Origin of the sequence: Micromonospora sp. NPDC049047 (assembly GCF_040649135.1) — a bacterium.
In the GTDB taxonomy this organism is placed as follows: domain Bacteria; phylum Actinomycetota; class Actinomycetes; order Mycobacteriales; family Micromonosporaceae; genus Micromonospora.
This window is the reverse complement of record NZ_JBEZEY010000018.1, coordinates 91,032-106,948: the sequence shown is the minus strand read 5'-3', so window position 1 is coordinate 106,948 and position 15,917 is coordinate 91,032. Positions and strand designations below refer to the sequence as shown.

13 protein-coding genes are annotated in these 15,917 nt (G+C 73.2%); 12 read left to right on the top strand and 1 reads right to left on the bottom strand.

The window, feature by feature from the left end:
* Window positions 1–10 precede the first annotated feature (10 nt).
* Together AB0B86_RS24865 and AB0B86_RS24860 are read left to right on the top strand one after the other, a co-directional pair.
* Window positions 11–610, top strand: a complete 600-nt coding sequence (locus AB0B86_RS24865; RefSeq protein WP_357413235.1) for a helix-turn-helix domain-containing protein — start codon at window positions 11–13, stop codon at window positions 608–610.
* Between the two features lie 11 nt (window positions 611–621).
* Window positions 622–1,908, top strand: coding sequence for an MFS transporter (locus AB0B86_RS24860; protein ID WP_357419893.1), 1,287 nt, complete (start codon window positions 622–624; stop codon window positions 1,906–1,908).
* A gap of 34 nt (window positions 1,909–1,942) precedes the next feature.
* Here the strand turns inward: AB0B86_RS24860 and AB0B86_RS24855 are convergent, their stop codons facing one another.
* Window positions 1,943–2,683, bottom strand: coding sequence for a GNAT family N-acetyltransferase (locus tag AB0B86_RS24855; RefSeq protein ID WP_357413237.1), 741 nt, complete (start codon window positions 2,681–2,683; stop codon window positions 1,943–1,945).
* Between the two features lie 140 nt (window positions 2,684–2,823).
* Between AB0B86_RS24855 and AB0B86_RS24850 the strand changes: the two genes are divergently transcribed.
* The 10 genes from AB0B86_RS24850 to AB0B86_RS24805 all read left to right on the top strand — a co-directional run bounded on the left by AB0B86_RS24850 (window position 2,824) and on the right by AB0B86_RS24805 (window position 15,839).
* On the top strand, window positions 2,824–3,036 hold the full coding sequence (locus AB0B86_RS24850; protein WP_007458297.1) for a hypothetical protein: 213 nt from the start codon (window positions 2,824–2,826) through the stop codon (window positions 3,034–3,036).
* A 74-nt stretch (window positions 3,037–3,110) separates the two neighbouring features.
* Entirely contained in the window at window positions 3,111–4,649 is a 1,539-nt protein-coding gene (locus tag AB0B86_RS24845; protein WP_357413239.1) for a replication-associated recombination protein A, read from the top strand.
* 2,420 nt (window positions 4,650–7,069) lie between these two features.
* The gene (locus AB0B86_RS24840; RefSeq protein WP_357411627.1) at window positions 7,070–7,762 is read left to right on the top strand and encodes a hypothetical protein; all 693 of its coding nucleotides are present in this window, start codon (window positions 7,070–7,072) and stop codon (window positions 7,760–7,762) included.
* A 149-nt stretch (window positions 7,763–7,911) separates the two neighbouring features.
* Complete coding sequence (locus AB0B86_RS24835) at window positions 7,912–8,376, top strand: DUF948 domain-containing protein (RefSeq protein ID WP_124823092.1); 465 nt, start codon at window positions 7,912–7,914, stop codon at window positions 8,374–8,376.
* A gap of 29 nt (window positions 8,377–8,405) precedes the next feature.
* Window positions 8,406–8,711 carry a hypothetical protein gene (locus AB0B86_RS24830; protein WP_357411618.1) on the top strand — a complete coding sequence of 102 codons (306 nt, stop codon included), beginning with the start codon at window positions 8,406–8,408 and terminating at the stop codon, window positions 8,709–8,711.
* A complete protein-coding gene (gene alaS, locus AB0B86_RS24825) occupies window positions 8,708–11,386 on the top strand; it encodes an alanine--tRNA ligase (RefSeq protein ID WP_357411617.1) in 2,679 nt (892 codons plus the stop codon). Before AB0B86_RS24830 ends, alaS begins: the two co-directional genes overlap by 4 nt.
* A gap of 72 nt (window positions 11,387–11,458) precedes the next feature.
* Window positions 11,459–11,917 carry a Holliday junction resolvase RuvX gene (gene ruvX / locus AB0B86_RS24820; RefSeq protein WP_357411616.1) on the top strand — a complete coding sequence of 153 codons (459 nt, stop codon included), beginning with the start codon at window positions 11,459–11,461 and terminating at the stop codon, window positions 11,915–11,917.
* Window positions 11,918–13,117, top strand: coding sequence for an endolytic transglycosylase MltG (gene mltG, locus AB0B86_RS24815; protein WP_357411615.1), 1,200 nt, complete (start codon window positions 11,918–11,920; stop codon window positions 13,115–13,117). It begins immediately after the preceding gene.
* A 93-nt stretch (window positions 13,118–13,210) separates the two neighbouring features.
* A complete protein-coding gene (locus AB0B86_RS24810) occupies window positions 13,211–14,023 on the top strand; it encodes a shikimate dehydrogenase (protein WP_357411626.1) in 813 nt (270 codons plus the stop codon).
* A gap of 103 nt (window positions 14,024–14,126) precedes the next feature.
* Entirely contained in the window at window positions 14,127–15,839 is a 1,713-nt protein-coding gene (locus AB0B86_RS24805) for a glycosyl hydrolase (RefSeq protein ID WP_357411614.1), read from the top strand.
* Window positions 15,840–15,917 lie beyond the last annotated feature (78 nt).

Sequence of the window (15,917 nt, the reverse complement as noted above, 5' to 3'; positions counted from 1 at the left end):
GTGTGCAGGCATGGAGAACTCCCCACCCGGCAAGCGCGCCGAGCCCCGCCGCGTCGATCTGGACGCGCGACAGGTCCGGGTGCTGGCCCACCCGCTGCGGATGCGGCTGCTCGGCTCGCTGCGAATCGACGGCCCGGCGACCGCGACGGCCCTCGCCGAGAAGTTGGGCACCAACACCGGCGCGACCAGCTATCACCTGCGGCAGCTCGCCGAGGTGGGGCTGGTGGCCGAGGATCCCGACCGGGGCACCGGTCGGCAGCGCTGGTGGCAGGCCGCGCACGACATGAGTCACTTCGAGCCCACCGACTTCGACGACGATCCGGACGCCCGCGCCGCGGTGCAGTGGATCCAGACCGACCAGGTGCGGCTGATGGCCGAGCTGGCCGAGCGGTGGATGGCCGTCGAGCACACCCAGTCCCGTTCCTGGCGCGACGCCGCCGGCATGAGTGACCTGGTGTTGCCGCTCGACCCGGCCCGACTGCGTGCGCTCAGCGACGACCTGTGGGCGGTGCTGCTGCGCTACCGCGACGACGCCGTCGTCGACGCCCCGGACGTCAAGCCCGTGCACGTGTTCCTGGCCGGCTTCCCGCGCCTGGACGAGCGATGGTGAGCGCGAGCAGGGTGAGCACGCTCTCCGTCCGTCAGGTCCGGCATCGCTACCTGACGCTCTATGGCCTGCGCTGGCTGCCCACGGGTCTGCTGATCCCGGTGATGGTCCTGCTGATGCAGGAGCGGGGCCTGTCGCTGCCGCAGATCGGCCTGGCCTTCACCGCCCAGGGGTTGCTGGTGCTGATGCTGGAGCTGCCCACCGGCGGGCTCGCCGACGCCCTCGGCCGCCGTCCCGTGTTGATCGTCGCCGGGACGCTCAGCCTCGTCTCGCTGTCGCTGTTCGCGGTGGCCGACTCGTTCTGGATGTTCTTCCTGGTCTACGCCGTGCAGGGGATCTACCGGGCCCTGGACAGCGGCCCGCTGGAGTCCTGGTACGTCGACGCCACACTGGCCGCCGACCCGAGCGCGGAGTACGAGCGGGGCCTCGGGCACGCCGGCGCGGTCAGTGGCGCGGCCATCGGCGCCGGTGCGCTGCTCAGCGGTGGCCTTGTCGCCCTGGGCCGGATCGGGCCGGTCAGCGCACTCACCGTGCCCGTGCTGGCCGCGATCGTCGCGCAGGCGGTCGCGCTTGTCGCCCTGCTCGTCCTGCTTGTCGAGCAGCGGCCGGCCACCGGGTTCGCGGCGGTGCGGGCCTCGGTGGTCCAGGCGCCCCGGATGATCGGCGAGGCGGTCGGGCTGCTGCGTCGCTCCCGGGTGCTGCTGGCCCTGGTCGCGGTGGAGCTGTTCTGGGGCTTCGGCATGGTCACCTTCGAGTCCCTGCTGCCGATCCGGCTCGCCGAGGTGATCGGCAACCCGGACCGCGCCGCGGCGCTGCTCGGACCGGCCAGTTCGGCCGCCTGGCTCGCCTCGGCTGCCGGCGCGGCACTGACCCCGCTGCTGCTGCGCTGGCTGGGCGCCGCGCCCGGCGCCGCCCTGCTGCGCATCCTGCAGGGTGTGACGGTGGTCGGGATGGGGCTGTTCGCCGGCCCGGTCGGAGTGTTGGCGGCCTACCTGGCCTGCTACGCCGTGCACGGCGCGTCCAACCCGTTGCACAGTGGCCTGTTGCACCGACAGGTCGACGGCCCGTACCGGACCAGCGTGCTCTCCCTGAACTCGATGATGTCGGCACCGGCCGCCGCGCTCGGCGGGGTGGTCCTGACCGCGATCGCCGCCGCCGCCAGCGTCAGCGCCGCGATGGTGGTCGGCGCGGTGGTGCTTGCCGTCGCCGCCCCGCTCTACCTGCCCGCCTGGCGGGCCGGGCGTCGGGCCACACCCGCCGTCGAGCCGACCGCGGTCCCGGTACCCGCCGTCGACCGTTAGCGAAGACCCCTCGCCGGACCGGCCGGAACGCCGGTCAGGCGAGGCGGACCGAGCTGAGCGGGAGAGTGTCGGTGAAGCCGAGCCGACGGTAGAGCCGGGCCGCACCGACGTTGTGCGTGTAGACACCGAGCCCCACGGTGTCGTGGCGGGCCAGCAGCGCCCGGGTCATCCCGGCGGTCAGGGACGCGCCCAGCCCCCGCCCCCGCTGGTCGGGTGCGACGGTCAGGCCGGCGAGGAAACCGATGTCGCCCTGGCTGCGGTCCGCGCCGCACGCCACCAACCGGTCGCCGACCCGGATGCCGTACCAGTCGAGCACCCGGGGGTCGCCGGGGCGGGAGGTGCTGGCGGGGAACGCCTCCTCGACCAGCGCGGCCAGCTCCGGCCGGTCGGCGTCGGTGAGGCGGACGACCGGCTGCTCGTCCGGCTGGGCCGGTGGTGGCGCGGTGGTCCAGTGGAAGTCCCAGTCGCTGTGTTCGGCAACCGCCAGCCGGTCGGCCGACAGCGCGCGATCGTGCCGGGGCAGGTGCAGCCGCTGTCCCGGGTGCAGCATCCCGTCGGCGGCGAGCGCGACACAGATCTCCAGCGCCGGTTCGGCCGGGCCGATCGCGCAGCCGGCCGGTCCGTGCTCGGGCGGCACCTGCCACAGCACGGCACCGGCACGCCGGTACGCGCGCACCGGCGCGCTGCGCGGGAGCGCGTGCCGGGCGAACGGGTGGTGGCCGACGGTGGCCAGGACGGCGCTCCGTCCCAGGAGCACCTGGTCGTCGATGATCATGGACACCAGCCTAGGAGCAGCTGCCGCAACGCCCGCGCCGGCCTGGGGCGATGCGACCCCATCCATCGTGGAGATTGACGAGCCGACCGATTGGGTACATCTCGCGCCGACCTACTGGGAACCCCCACCGGAGGACCGACATGCTCGCCATTCTCGCGGCTATCGTCTTTGGCTTCGCGCTGCTGCTCGACCTGCTCAACACCGACTTCGGAGCACCGGACCTGTTCAACTGGAACACGCTCGTGCTCATCGGTCTCCTCCTGCTCTCGCTCTACCTGGCCGGCGTCGGCAGCGGCCCGCGCGGCGGTGGCGGCGGCCGCTGGTACCGGGGCCGGCGCCCCGGTCGTGGCTGACCGGAACCGATCACCGGTGGCGGGCCCACGGCGCGATTCCGGCCCCGTGGGCCCGGCCCGGTACTGTCTTCGTGATGGAGTCCGACGCCCTTTTCTCTCTCGGTGAACCCGCCGGGGCGCGTAGCGCGCCCGACGGTCCTGCCGGCGTCGACGGCTTCACCGCGGTGGCCGACGATTCGCCCCTGCCCGTCCGGATGCGCCCGGCAACCCTCGACGAGTTGGTCGGGCAGGACCACCTGCTCGCCCCCGGTGCCCCCCTGCGGCAACTGGTCTCCGGCGGCGCCCCGATGTCGGTGATCCTCTGGGGTCCGCCCGGCAGCGGCAAGACCACAATCGCGCACCTGGTGGCCGGGGCGACCGACCGCCGCTTCGTCGCCATGTCGGCGCTCTCCGCCGGCGTCAAGGACGTCCGGGCGGTGATCGAGGCGGCCCGTCGCCAGCGCCGCGCGGGCGGCCCGCAGACCGTGCTCTTCATCGACGAGGTGCACCGGTTCAGCAAGACCCAACAGGATTCGCTGCTCGCCGCGGTCGAGGACCGCACCGTCACGTTGCTGGCGGCGACCACCGAAAACCCGTACTTCTCGATCATCTCGCCGCTGCTGTCGCGGTGCGTGCTGCTCACCCTGCAACCGCTCGACGACGAGGCGGTCCGGGGCCTGCTGCGCCGCGCGGTCGCCGACAAGCGCGGCCTGGACGGCGGGCTCACCCTGGCCGCCGAGGCCGAGGACCACCTGGTCCGGCTCGCCGCCGGTGACGTCCGCAAGGCGCTCACCGCGCTGGAGGCGGCGGCGGCCTCCGCCACGGCGGTCGGCGGCGGACGGATCGACCTCGCCACCGCCGAACAGGCCGTCGACGTCGCGGCGGTGCGCTACGACCGCGACGGCGACGCCCACTACGACGTGGTCAGCGCCTTCATCAAGAGCATGCGCGGCTCGGACGTCGACGCCGCGGTGCACTGGCTGGCCCGCATGCTTGTCGCCGGCGAGGACGCCCGGTTCATCGCCCGCCGCCTGGTCATCTTCGCCAGCGAGGACGTGGGCATGGCCGACCCCACCGCGTTGAGCGTCGCCACCGCCGCCGCCCACGCCGTCGAGTACGTGGGGCTGCCCGAAGCGCAGCTCAACCTGGCCCAGGCGGTGATCCACCTGGCCACCGCCCCCAAGTCCAACTCGGCCACCACCGCCATCGGGGCCGCGATCGCCGACGTCCGGGCCGGTCGGGGCGGCCCGGTGCCGCGCGGGCTGCGCGACGCGCACTATTCCGGCGCCCGCGGCCTGGGCCACGGCACGGGTTACCGCTACCCGCACGACGACAAGCGCGGCGTGCTCACCCAGCAGTACGTGCCGGACGACCTGGTCGGCATCGACTACTACCAGCCCAGCCCGCACGGCGCGGAACGGTCGGTGGCCACCCGGCTGCCGGTGCTGCGCCGGATCGTGCGTGGCCTGCCGGCCCCGGCCACCCGTCCGGACACTCCGACAGCCGAGCCGCCGGTAACACCACGGACGGCGTCCGCGCTTCCTGATGAGAACGACCGCGCGACGACGGGCGCGGGCACCTCCGGCACGACGCAGGACAGCGGCGCTGACGCCGCAGGAGAGGGTCAACAGTGAGATCGCGTGGTGGGGACCGCCCGGACGAGGGCCCGGACGAGCGGCGCGATCCCCGCGCCAAGACGCGCCGGTGGGGTCGGGGCCGGGCGGCCGAGACCGAGCCGGAGGAGCCGGTCGCCGGCGAGGAGTTCGGCTGGATCGACGACCTCCGTTCGGCCAAGCAGCAACGCGGCGAACTGGGTCCGGACGGTGCACCGGCGGCACCCAACCGTCCCCAGGGTGGCCCGCCGGTGGAGCCGGTCGGGCCGCGGCCGGGTGCGCCGGGCGAGCCGGCCGGGGCGCGTGCGCCGGTGCCCCCGACGGCCGCGGTACCGCCTGCCCCGCGCCAGAGTGGCCCAGGTGGTGGTGCCGCCGGGCGTCGACCGGACGACAGCCCCTGGCCGGGGGACGTGCCGCCAGCGGGCCGTCGCCCGGACGCTCGACCACCTGCCGCGGCCCCCGGCCCGGGCCAGCCCGCGCGCCGCGGCGTGCAGCCGGCACCCGCTGCCCGTGCCGCCGTACCGCCGGCACCCCCCGCCGCCCGTCCGGTCGGCGACCCCGCCAACCCGCCGGTGCCTCGCGCCACACCCGGCGGGCCCGGCGGCCCGACCCGTCCCCGTCCGGCGACGACTCCCCCCGGCCCGGCCGGGGGCCCGCCGACCTCTGGCGCTCCGACCGGTCGGCGGCCGGACGCCGCCGTTGCGCCGGGTCGCCATCCGGACGCCGCCGCAGCCGGGGGTCGGCCCGAAGCGATGCCGCCCCTGCGCCGTCCGGACGCCGGCCCGCCGGGTCGACGACCTGTTCCGGAGCCCACCGAGCCCGGTCGTGCACTGCCCCCGGCCGCGGGAACGTCCGCCGCTCGACGGGTCGGATCGGCGCCCGATCCGGCCCGGGCCGCCGAAGCGTCGGCCGCCGCCGGTCCGGCGAACCTGGCCGGCGGGCCGTCCGCGCCACCGGCCGGGGACGGCCTGCGACCCGACCCCGCCATCGACCGTGACCCGCGTACCGCGCGGCGTCGCCCGGGTCCGGTCGACCCGGGCGCACCGGAGCCCACCGACCGTCGTCCCGCCGAGCGCTCCCGCCCGGCCGCCGGCCGTCGCCGTGCCGCCGAACCCGACGAGCCCGTGGTGCCCCGCACGGGCAACGCCCCGCCGGTGCCCCCGGCCACCGGGGCGCACAGCGGTGCCACGCCCACCATCGGGACGGCCGACGGCACCGGCCGTCGCCGGGCCGTCGCCGACGAGCCGGAGCGACGGACGGCCGAGCCGGAGCGACGGACGCCGGCCGGCGGCGAACCCCGGGCGGACCGCCCCGAACGACCCGCCGACTGGCTGCGCCAGGCCGGCCGCCTGCCGCACACCGACCCCGGCCTGCCCGTGGTAAACCCTCGCGGCGGCACCCCGCCGGCCACGGGTCGCCGTCCGGCACCGACCGGCGACGCGGGCGAACTCGTCGATCACGCGTCGGGTCGCCTCGGCGTGCCCGACCCGGCCGCGGCGCGCACCACCGCCCGCCGGCCCGCCGGCCCGCCGGCCGACCCCGGTGCGGAGGGCCCCACCGGTCGTCGGGCCAGCCGACCTGCCACGGCGGGCAGCCCCGGAGAGCAGGCGCTGCCCCATCCGCCGACGTCCGGTGGTCGTCCCAACCGTGGCCGGGGCGCAGCGGCGCCCGGCCCCGACACCACCGGCGGGCGCGCCCGGCCGGCGGGCATGCCCGGCCCGGACGCGACGCCCCCGCCGGACGCGACAGCCCGACGACGCCGACCGCCCGCCGAACCCGGCCCGGACGGCCGGGGGCGACCCGGCCCGGCGAACGACCGCGACGATGACCCCTACGCCAGCGGACGACCCGCGCCCGGCGGCGGTCCCGGCGCACCGGTGCGCGGCGCCGCCCGCTCCGCCCCACCCGGGCGGGCGCGACCGATCCCGGGCGGGGCAGCGGTCCCCGGCGCCGGACGCCGGGACGCCGAGGCCCCGCCCCGCCCCGCCCCGGGCAGCGAGGCGACAGCCCGCCCGGACGGCCCGGCGCGCGCCGCCGTCGCACCGGGTGTGGACGGCCCGGCTCGTGCCGTCGCCGCGGCGGGTGTGGACGGCCCGCCGCGGACGCGCCCGGATGGTCCGGCGCGTGCCGCCGTGCGCCCACCCGGCGGCGCGCAACCGCCCCTCACCGACGACCGGGGGCACGGTGAGCCGGCTGCCGGCCCCGGCTCCCCGGCGCGAGGTGGCGCACCGGGCGGGCGACCCGCGCCCGGCGACCGTGCCGCGGGACGTGCCCTGCCGCCACACCGGGAGCCCGGCCGCGCCGACCCGAGCGGCGTCGCCCCGGTGCCACCGCCCGGCCGCCCCGGCGAGCCCGTCGGGGTGGCTCGTGCCGCCGCCGCCGTGCCGGCCCCGGTCGGCCCGGTGGACCGGCCGGCAGGTGAGCAGGCCGGTCCGCCCGCGCTGCGCGCCGCCGGGCAGGACCCGCCCGAGGACGCCAAGCCGGGTGCCCGGTCCGAGTTGCGCCGCCAGTTGCGGGAGCGCCGTCGACTCCGGGCGGCGGTGCTGGTGGTGGTGAGCGTCGTGCTGCTCGGTGCGGTGCCGCTCTTCTTCGGCATCCGGACGCTGAGCCGTGACCCGGTCTTCGACAACCTGGATCAACTGAACGTGCCCGGCTGGGCCGCCGCCAAGACGGTCGACGACGTCAGCGGCAGCCGGTGGTGCCTGCTCGACTGCCGGCTGCGGGAGCGCACCGTCACCTCGGAGAAGTCGCCGCAGGACACGGCGCGGGTCTACGAGGACGCGCTGCGTCAGGACGGCTGGCGGCCGTGGCAGGTGAGCCGGTGCCCGGAGCAGAAGACGAAGGGCAGCTACACCTGCTGGCGTCGCGACGAGTTGACCCTGGACCTGTGGGTACGCGAGCCGACGTGCGTGCCGCCGCCGGTCGACGGTGAGCCGGCCGTCGTGCCGTCCGCCGACCCGTCGGCCGCTGCGACGGAGTGCACCGGCTCGTTGGTGTCGGTGAAGGTACGCAACGCGATCGACGATGAGCGGACCAGGCCGCAGCCGACCACCGACCCGTCACTTACCGGAGAGGACCCGTTCCCGACGGTCAGCGGGGATCCGCTGGGTGAGCTGACCCCCTCACCGTCGTGAGCCGGTCTCCATCACGGACGGTAGGGTCTGGGGCTGGCGGGCTCGCCCGCTACCGCTGAACGCCGACGGCGTGCCGGCCGGTACGGGTGCCATGGTTCTGCGTTCCGGGGACGTCGGGTCCTGCGGAACTCTGCTTGAGGAGGACAGGCGTGGGCGACATTGGAGCTATCGCGGCGCTGATCGCGGCAAGCGCGTTCGCGGTGCTGGTGCTCATCCTGACGCTGCCCATCCTGCGGCTGCGCCACACGGTGGACGCCACCACCCGGATGATCAACGATCTGAACGATCGGACGGCGCCGCTGCTCGGTGACGTGAACACCACTGTGAAGAACGTCAACACCGCGCTGGAGCAGGTGCAGATCTCGCTCGACGGCGTGAACCTCCAGCTGGCGAAGGTCGACACCATGACCAGCCACGCGCAGAACGTCACCGCCAACGTCGCCAACCTGGCCACCGTGGTCTCCGCCGCCGCCGCGAACCCGCTGGTGAAGGTGGCCGCGTTCGGTTACGGCGTGCGCAAGGCCGCCGCCGGTCGCCGGCACGCCGAGACCGAGCGCGAGGTACGCGACACCATCAAGCAGCAGCGCCGGGCCGCGCGGCGCGGCAACAGCTGACCGGCCGGCGCAGCAGGAGGTAGCGAGACATGAGGCGCTTGTTCTGGCTCGGCATCGGGGTGGCTGTCGGGGTGATCGTGGTCCGCAAGGCGACCCGGACCGCGCAGGCGTACACGCCGGCCGGCATCGCCAGCTCGCTGACGGAATCCGCTGGCGGGCTCGTCGAGTCGTTGCGTAGCTTCGTGGAGGACGTCCGGGTCGGGATGGCCGAGCGCGAGCAGGAGATCCACCAGGCCTTCGCCCAGGGCGAGGCGTTCGACGATCAGTTCGCTGAGCTGCGGGAAGACCCGCGGATCGGCGATCGAGAAATTTTCCCGGAGGAACACCAGCGATGAAGACGGCGGAGATCAAGCGGCGGTACCTCGCGCACTTCGAGGCGAATGGCCACACCGTGGTGCCGTCCGCTCCGCTGCCCGCCATCAGCGACCCGAACCTGCTGTTCGTCAACGCCGGCATGGTGCAGTTCGTGCCGTACTTCCTCGGTCAGCAGACGCCCCCGTACCAGCGGGCGGTGAGTGTGCAGAAGTGCATCCGCACCCCGGACATCGACGAGGTCGGCAAGACCAGCCGGCACGGCACGTTCTTCCAGATGAACGGCAACTTCTCCTTCGGTGACTACTTCAAGGCCGGCGCGATCCCACTGGCCTGGGAGTTGTCCACGAAGCCGATCGCCGAGGGTGGTTACGGCCTGGATCCGGAGCGGATCTGGCCGACGATCTACCTCGACGACGACGAGGCGTACGAGATCTGGCGGTCGGTGGGGGTGCCGGCCGAGCGGATCGTCCGCCGGGGCAAGGCGGACAACTTCTGGTCGATGGGCATTCCCGGGCCGTGCGGTCCGTCGTCGGAGCTGTTCTACGACCGGGGCCCGGAGTACGGCCGCTCGGGCGGCCCGGCGGTCGACGAGGACCGCTACATGGAGTACTGGAACCTGGTCTTCATGCAGTTCGAGCGGGGCCCGGGCACCACCAAGGAGGACTATCCGATCCTGGGTGACCTGCCGGCAAAGAACATCGACACCGGCATGGGCCTGGAACGGATGGCCTCGATCCTGCAGGGCGTCGACAACCTCTACGAGATCGACGAGGTCCAGCCGATCCTGGCGCGGGCGGCCGAGCTGACCGGTAAGCGCTATGGCGCGCACTCCGGGCACGTGGCGAGCGAGTCGCACCCGGACGACGTCCGGCTGCGGGTGATCGCCGATCACGTCCGTACGGCGCTGATGCTGATCGGCGACGGGGTGACCCCGAGCAACGAGGGCCGCGGCTACGTGCTGCGCCGGATCATGCGCCGGGCGATCCGGTCGATCCGGCTGCTCGGCTGGCAGGACCGGGCGCTGCCCGAGCTGCTGCCGGTGGCGCGGGACTGCATGGCCCCGTCGTACCCGGAGCTGGCGACCGACTTCGACCGGATCGCGGACTACGCGTACGCGGAGGAGGAGGCGTTCCTGTCCACCCTGCGGGCCGGCACCACGATCCTGGACACCGCGATCGCGGAGACCCGCACCGCGGGCGGCTCGGCGCTGTCCGGGGCGAAGGCGTTCCAGCTGCACGACACGTACGGTTTCCCGATCGACCTGACCCTGGAGATCGCGGCCGAGCAGGGCCTCACCGTCGACGACGAGGGCTTCCGGCGGCTGATGGCCGACCAGCGGACCCGGGCGAAGGCGGACGCGCAGGCCCGCAAGACCGGGCACGTGGACCTGTCGGCGTACCGGTCGGTGCTCGACGCGGGTGGCCCGGTCACGTTCACCGGCTACAGCGAGGTGTCCCGCGAGTCGACGGTGCGGGCGCTGCTCGGCGCCGACGGTCCCCGCCAGGCGGCGACCGAGGGCGACACCATCGAGCTGGTGCTGGACACCACCCCGTTCTACGCCGAGGGCGGTGGCCAGCAGCCCGACCAGGGCATGATCACGGTGGGTGGCGGGCAGGTCGAGGTGCTCGACGTGCAGCAGCCGGTGCCCGGCCTGATCGTGCACCGGGCCCGGGTGATCCGGGGTGAGGTACGCGCGGGCGAGGCCGGCTACGCCGAGATCGACACCACGCGGCGGCGGGCGATCTCCCGCTCGCACACCGCCACCCACCTGGTGCACCAGACCATGCGGAACTTCCTCGGCGAGTCGGCGACCCAGGCGGGTTCGCTGAACGCGCCCGGTCGGCTCCGGTTCGACTTCAACACCCCGACCGGGGTGTCGCCGAGCGTCCTGCGGGACGTGGAGCAGCAGGTGAACGAGGTGCTCCTGGCCGACCTGGAGGTGCACGCCTTCATCACCTCGCTGGACGAGGCGCGGCGGATCGGCGCGATGGCGCTCTTCGGCGAGAAGTACGGCGAGGAGGTGCGGGTCGTCGAGGTGGGCGACTACGCCCGGGAGCTGTGCGGCGGCACCCACGTGGCCCGCTCGGCCCAGCTCGGCCTCGTGAAGATCCTCTCCGAGTCGTCGATCGGCTCCGGTGTCCGCCGGGTCGAGGCGCTTGTCGGCATGGACGCCTTCGGCTTCCTGGCCAAGGAACACCTGCTGGTGTCCCGGCTGGCCGAGCTGTACCGGGTGCCGAACGACCAGGTCGCCGACCGGGTGGAGCAGACCGTCACCCAGCTTCGGGACGCGGAGAAGGAGCTGGAGAAGCTGCGCGCCCAGTTGGTGCTGGGTGGGGCGTCGGCGCTCGCGGCGCAGGCCAAGGATGTGCGGGGCGTCGCGTACGTGGGCACCGAGGCGCCGGAGGGGGCGGCCGGCAACGACGTGCGGACCCTGGCCCAGGAGATTCGCGGCAAGATCGACCCGGCTCGGCCGGCGGTGGTCGCGGTGGCGGCCCGGTCGAACGGCAAGGCGTCCCTGGTGGTGGCGGTCAACGCCGCCGCGCGCAGCCGGGGTCTGGCCGCGTCGGAGCTGGTGAAGGCGGCGTTCTCCGGGCGTGGCGGGGGCAGCCCCGACCTGGCCCAGGGCGGCGGACTGCCGGCGGCCGAGGCACCGAACCTGCTGCTCACCGTCGAGAAGGCGATTACCGAAGCGTGAAGGACGATCACTGTCGGTCAGGGCGGGCCTTTTGGCCCGCCCTGGTTCGTACCCGTCGGGTGGTGACCGTCGGTGGCTGAGCTCACGCGTGGTGTGCGGATCGGCGTCGACGTCGGTCAGGTGCGGGTGGGTGTGTCCCGCTCGGATCCGGACGGCATCCTGGCTACGCCCCTGGTCACCCTGGCCCGGGACCTCACGGCGGCGCCGGACGCCGTCCCGAGCGATCTCGCCGAGTTGGCCGCGCTGGTGGCCGAACATGAAGCCGTGGCGGTTGTCGTCGGCCTTCCGGTCAATCTCGCCGGTAAACACGGCCCGGCGGCTGTCCACGTGAAGGCGTACGCTGACCGACTGGTCGATGTGATAGCGCCCGTGCCGGTAACGCTCACTGACGAGAGGATGTCGACGGTGGTCGCCTCTCGTAGGCTTGCCGAGCGTGGCGTCCGAGGTAAACGTCAACGTGCGGTTGTCGATCAGGCGGCCGCAGTGGAGATCCTGCAGAGCTGGCTGGACGCGCAGCGGAGGCGGACGTAAATGATCGACGATCTGGACCTGGGGTTCGACGAGGCGGAGCGGGGGGAGAAGGGCCGGCATCGGCGCAGCTTCCGCAAGCGCAACGGTGGGTCCGGCGGTGGTCGGGGCAAGACGTTCCTGGCGCTGCTGATGGCCCTGGTCCTGTTGGGCGTGATCGGCGGCGGCGCGTACTACGGCTTCGACCGCATCCAGAGCTACTTCGTCACCCCCGACTATGACGGCTCCGGGACCGGTGAGGCCACCGTCGAGATCAAGAACGGTGCGCTGATTGCCGACATGGCGGAGGCCCTCGTCGCGGCGGACGTGGTGAAGAGCCAGAAGGCGTTCATCGAGGCGGCCGAGGCCAACTCGCGCAGCAAGAACATCCAGCCGGGCACGTACAAGCTGCGCAAGCAGATGAGCGGCGAGAGCGCCGTCACCGCGATGCTCGACCTGAAGAACAAGATCGTCAACGGGTTGACGATCCCCGAGGGTCGCACCAGCCTGAACATCTACAAGCTGCTCTCCGAGAAGACCAAGATCCCGATCAAGGATTTCCAGACCGCCGCGAAGGACCCGGAGGCGCTCGGTGTGCCGGACTGGTGGTTCACCCGCGAGGACGGCAAGAAGGTCGTCAAGTCCATCGAGGGCTTCCTCTACCCGGACACGTACGAGATCCCGCCGAAGGCCACCGCGCAGAGCATCCTCAAGCTGATGGTGAACCGCTTCCTCTCCGTGACCGGCGAGATGAAGTTCGCCGACACGGTGCAGAAGGAACGGCAGGGCATCAGCCCGTACGAGGCGTTGATCGTGGCGTCGTTGGCGCAGGCCGAGGCGGGCAACGCCGAGGACCTCGGCAAGGTGGCTCGGGTGGCGTACAACCGGGCGTACGGCGAGTTCCCCTGCAACTGCCTGGAGATGGACGTCACTGTCAACTACTACCTGGAGTCGATCGGCAAACCGACCAAGTCGTCCAGGCAGATGACGGCGGCCGAGATGGACGACTCGAAGAACCCGTACAACCGCAAACTGCGGGGCATGATCCCGACGCCGATCAACAACCCCGGCAAGGAGGCCCTGGAAGGGGCGATGGATCCGCCGCCGGGTAAGTGGCTGTTCTTCGTGGCGGTCGACAAGCAGGGTCACTCCGAGTTCGCCGAGACTCCCGAGCAGCACGAACGGAACAAGGACAAGGCCCGGGCGGCCGGCATCATCGACTGACGCAGCCGATCCGACGAACGCGGGAGGGCAGGGCAGTGACGCGCACCGTGGCGACGACAACCGGCGGTGGACGTGCCGACCCGTAGGGCCGCGGTGCTCGGCAAGCCGATCGCCCACTCACTCTCGCCGGTGATCCACAACGCCGGGTACGCGGCGGCCGGCCTGACCGGGTGGTCGTACACCCGGATCGAGTGCGCGGCCGCGGAGTTGCCGGATCTGGTCGCCGGCCTGGGGCCGGACTGGGCCGGTCTGTCGGTGACCATGCCGGGCAAGGAGGCCGCGCTCGCGGTGGCCGACGCCGCCTCGCCGGTCGCGGTCGCCGTCGGTGCGGCGAACACGTTGGTACGCCGTGCCGACGGCTCCTGGTACGCGGACAACACGGACGTCGCCGGCATGGTGCGGGTGCTCACCGAAGCCGGGGTGGTTTCCGGTGCCGCCATGACGGTGCTCGGTGCGGGCGGCACGGCCCGCGCCGCGCTCGCCGCCGCCGCGCGGTTGGCCTGCTCCTCGGTCACTGTGGTGGCCCGTCGGGCGGCGGCGGTCGACGAGCTGCGGCCGGTGGCGGACGTGCTGGGGGTGGCAGTGATCCCCGCCGACTGGGCCGCCGCGCACCGCCACCTCGCCGCCGCCGACCTGGCTGTCTCCACAGTGCCGAAGGGCGTCGCCGACCCGTTGGCCGGCGCGGTGGCCTGGCGGGCCGGGGCGGTGTTCTTCGACGCGCTCTACGACCCGTGGCCCACGCCGCTGGCCGCTGCCGCCGGCGCGGCCGGCGCGCGGGTGGTGTCCGGTCTGGACCTGCTGCTGGCCCAGGCGATCGGGCAGTTCGAGCAGTTCACCGGCGTGCCCGCGCCGGTCGCGGCGATGCGGGACGCGGTGCGACAGGCGACCGGCGGCGGTCTTCTTTAGCTGACGGTTAAGACCCGCTTACGGGAAACTGTCCTCCCCACGATGTGTCCCGGCCATCGATACGCTGCTCACCGTTACTGACGCATTCACACGGGGAGTTTTCTTGACCAGGCACGGACTGCACCGCATAACCCGGTTAGGCTCCACACCACGGCGCAAGGCGATCGCCGTCGGCGTGGTCGGCGGATCCGTGGTGGCCGGCATCGTGGCGACGATGATGCCGCTGCTTGCCAGCGACGATCTGTCGATCCGGGCGAGCGCCGACACCACCGCGACCGCTGTGACGCAGGACGGCGACAACGCCGCCAAGCCGACGCTTGCCACCTGCGCGACGCGCTGCGAGGGCAATCCGCGCGGTGGCCGCGAGGCGGTCATCGAGTTTTCGGTGACCACGGTGCCGGCCGCCGCAGTGAACGTGCGGGCGACGCTGCGGATGCACGCCTGGCAGAAGTTCGACGCCACGGTGACGGCGCACGCCTCGCCGCTGAGCGCCCGCGAGGCGCGGCCGGCCCCGGTGCCGGTGGGCGCCGCGTTGGACAGCGTGACAGGGGTGTCCAAGGGCTTCAACGAGTGGGACATCTCCAAGCTGGTCACCGGCAACGGCACCTGGACCGTCGCGTTGGCGCAGACCGGTCTGGAGAGCCGGATCTACTGGGCGTCGGTCGAGAACCGCAACCCGGACCTGCGTCCCAGCCTGGTGATCAGCTACGACATCGGCACCCGACCGTCGTCAGTGACGACCACCCGGCCCGCGTCGTCGCCGAGCGCCGCGCCGACCACCGCGCCGACCACCGCCGCGCCGAAGCCGTCGGCCACCATCGCGCCGAGCCGGACCGCCACACCGAGTCCGAGCGGCACCCTCCCGGACGGCCGGTGTGGATCCGTGTCGGACAAGCTCGTCCCGTCCTGCGGCGCCTGGTGGGGCATGTACTCACCGGCCGGGGCGGCCGGCGGCTGGGACCACGGCAAGGCCGTCACCGACGTGGAGGCGCAGGTCGGGCGCAAGTTCGACATCGTGCACCGCTACCACGACTTCTCCAACGCCGGCAGCAACGGTGCCTTCCCGGACAAGTACGAGGCGCAGCAGATGCGCGAGGGCCGGTTGATGTTCTTCGCCTGGGAGTCCCGCGACTTCTCGGCCGGCACCACGCTGAAGTGGTCCGATGTCTACAGTGGCCGCCAGGACGCGACTATCGACGCGGTCGCGGGCCGGATCCGTGCGGCGGGCGTGCCGGTGTTCATGGGCTTCGACCACGAGCCGGAGGACGAGCCGAACAAGGGCAGCGACGCCGACTTCGTCCGGGCCTGGAAGTACGTCTACGAGCGGTTCGCCAAGGCCGGCGCGACGAACGCGGTCTGGGTCTGGACGATGATGGGCTGGTCCGGGCACTACTCCCGGTACGCCGGTCTCTACCCCGGTGACCAGTACGTCGACTGGGTGGCCTACGACCCGTACAACTTCCACGTCTGCAACGGCAGCACCGTGTGGAAGAGCCCGAACACGACCGTGAGCGGCTTCTACGACTGGTTGGACGCCAACGGCATCGGCGCCGGCAAGCCCCGGATGCTCGCCGAGTTCGGCACCAACTTCGACGCCAAGGACCTGGGGGCCAAGCAGCGCTGGTTCCAGGACTTCCCGGCGGCGCTGAAGGCCCACCCGAAGATCAAGGCCGCCATCTACTTCAACTCACCGGGCATGACCAGCCGTACGGCGACCTGCGACATGACGATGAACCACGATGCCTCGGCCGTGGCCGGCTTCGCGAAGGCCGGGCAGGATCCGTACCTGCGGCAGCCCACCGGAGGGAGCCGCTGACGAGCGTCTCAGCGCCGTGACAGGACGCCGGGCGCCGGAGGTCGGACATCCGACCGCCCGGCGTTCTGTCGGCTAGCA

Excerpts from the sequence above, each read along its gene's own strand:
- AB0B86_RS24830 (WP_357411618.1), top strand. The coding sequence starts at position 8,406 with ATGAGGCGCTTGTTCTGGCTCGGCATCGGGGTGGCTGTCGGGGTGATC.
- AB0B86_RS24845 (WP_357413239.1), top strand. The coding sequence starts at position 3,111 with ATGGAGTCCGACGCCCTTTTCTCTCTCGGTGAACCCGCCGGGGCGCGT.
- AB0B86_RS24865 (WP_357413235.1), top strand. The coding sequence starts at position 11 with ATGGAGAACTCCCCACCCGGCAAGCGCGCCGAGCCCCGCCGCGTCGAT.
- alaS (WP_357411617.1), top strand. The coding sequence starts at position 8,708 with ATGAAGACGGCGGAGATCAAGCGGCGGTACCTCGCGCACTTCGAGGCG.
- AB0B86_RS24855 (WP_357413237.1), bottom strand. The coding sequence starts at position 2,683 with ATGATCATCGACGACCAGGTGCTCCTGGGACGGAGCGCCGTCCTGGCC.
- AB0B86_RS24850 (WP_007458297.1), top strand. The coding sequence starts at position 2,824 with ATGCTCGCCATTCTCGCGGCTATCGTCTTTGGCTTCGCGCTGCTGCTC.
- mltG (WP_357411615.1), top strand. The coding sequence starts at position 11,918 with ATGATCGACGATCTGGACCTGGGGTTCGACGAGGCGGAGCGGGGGGAG.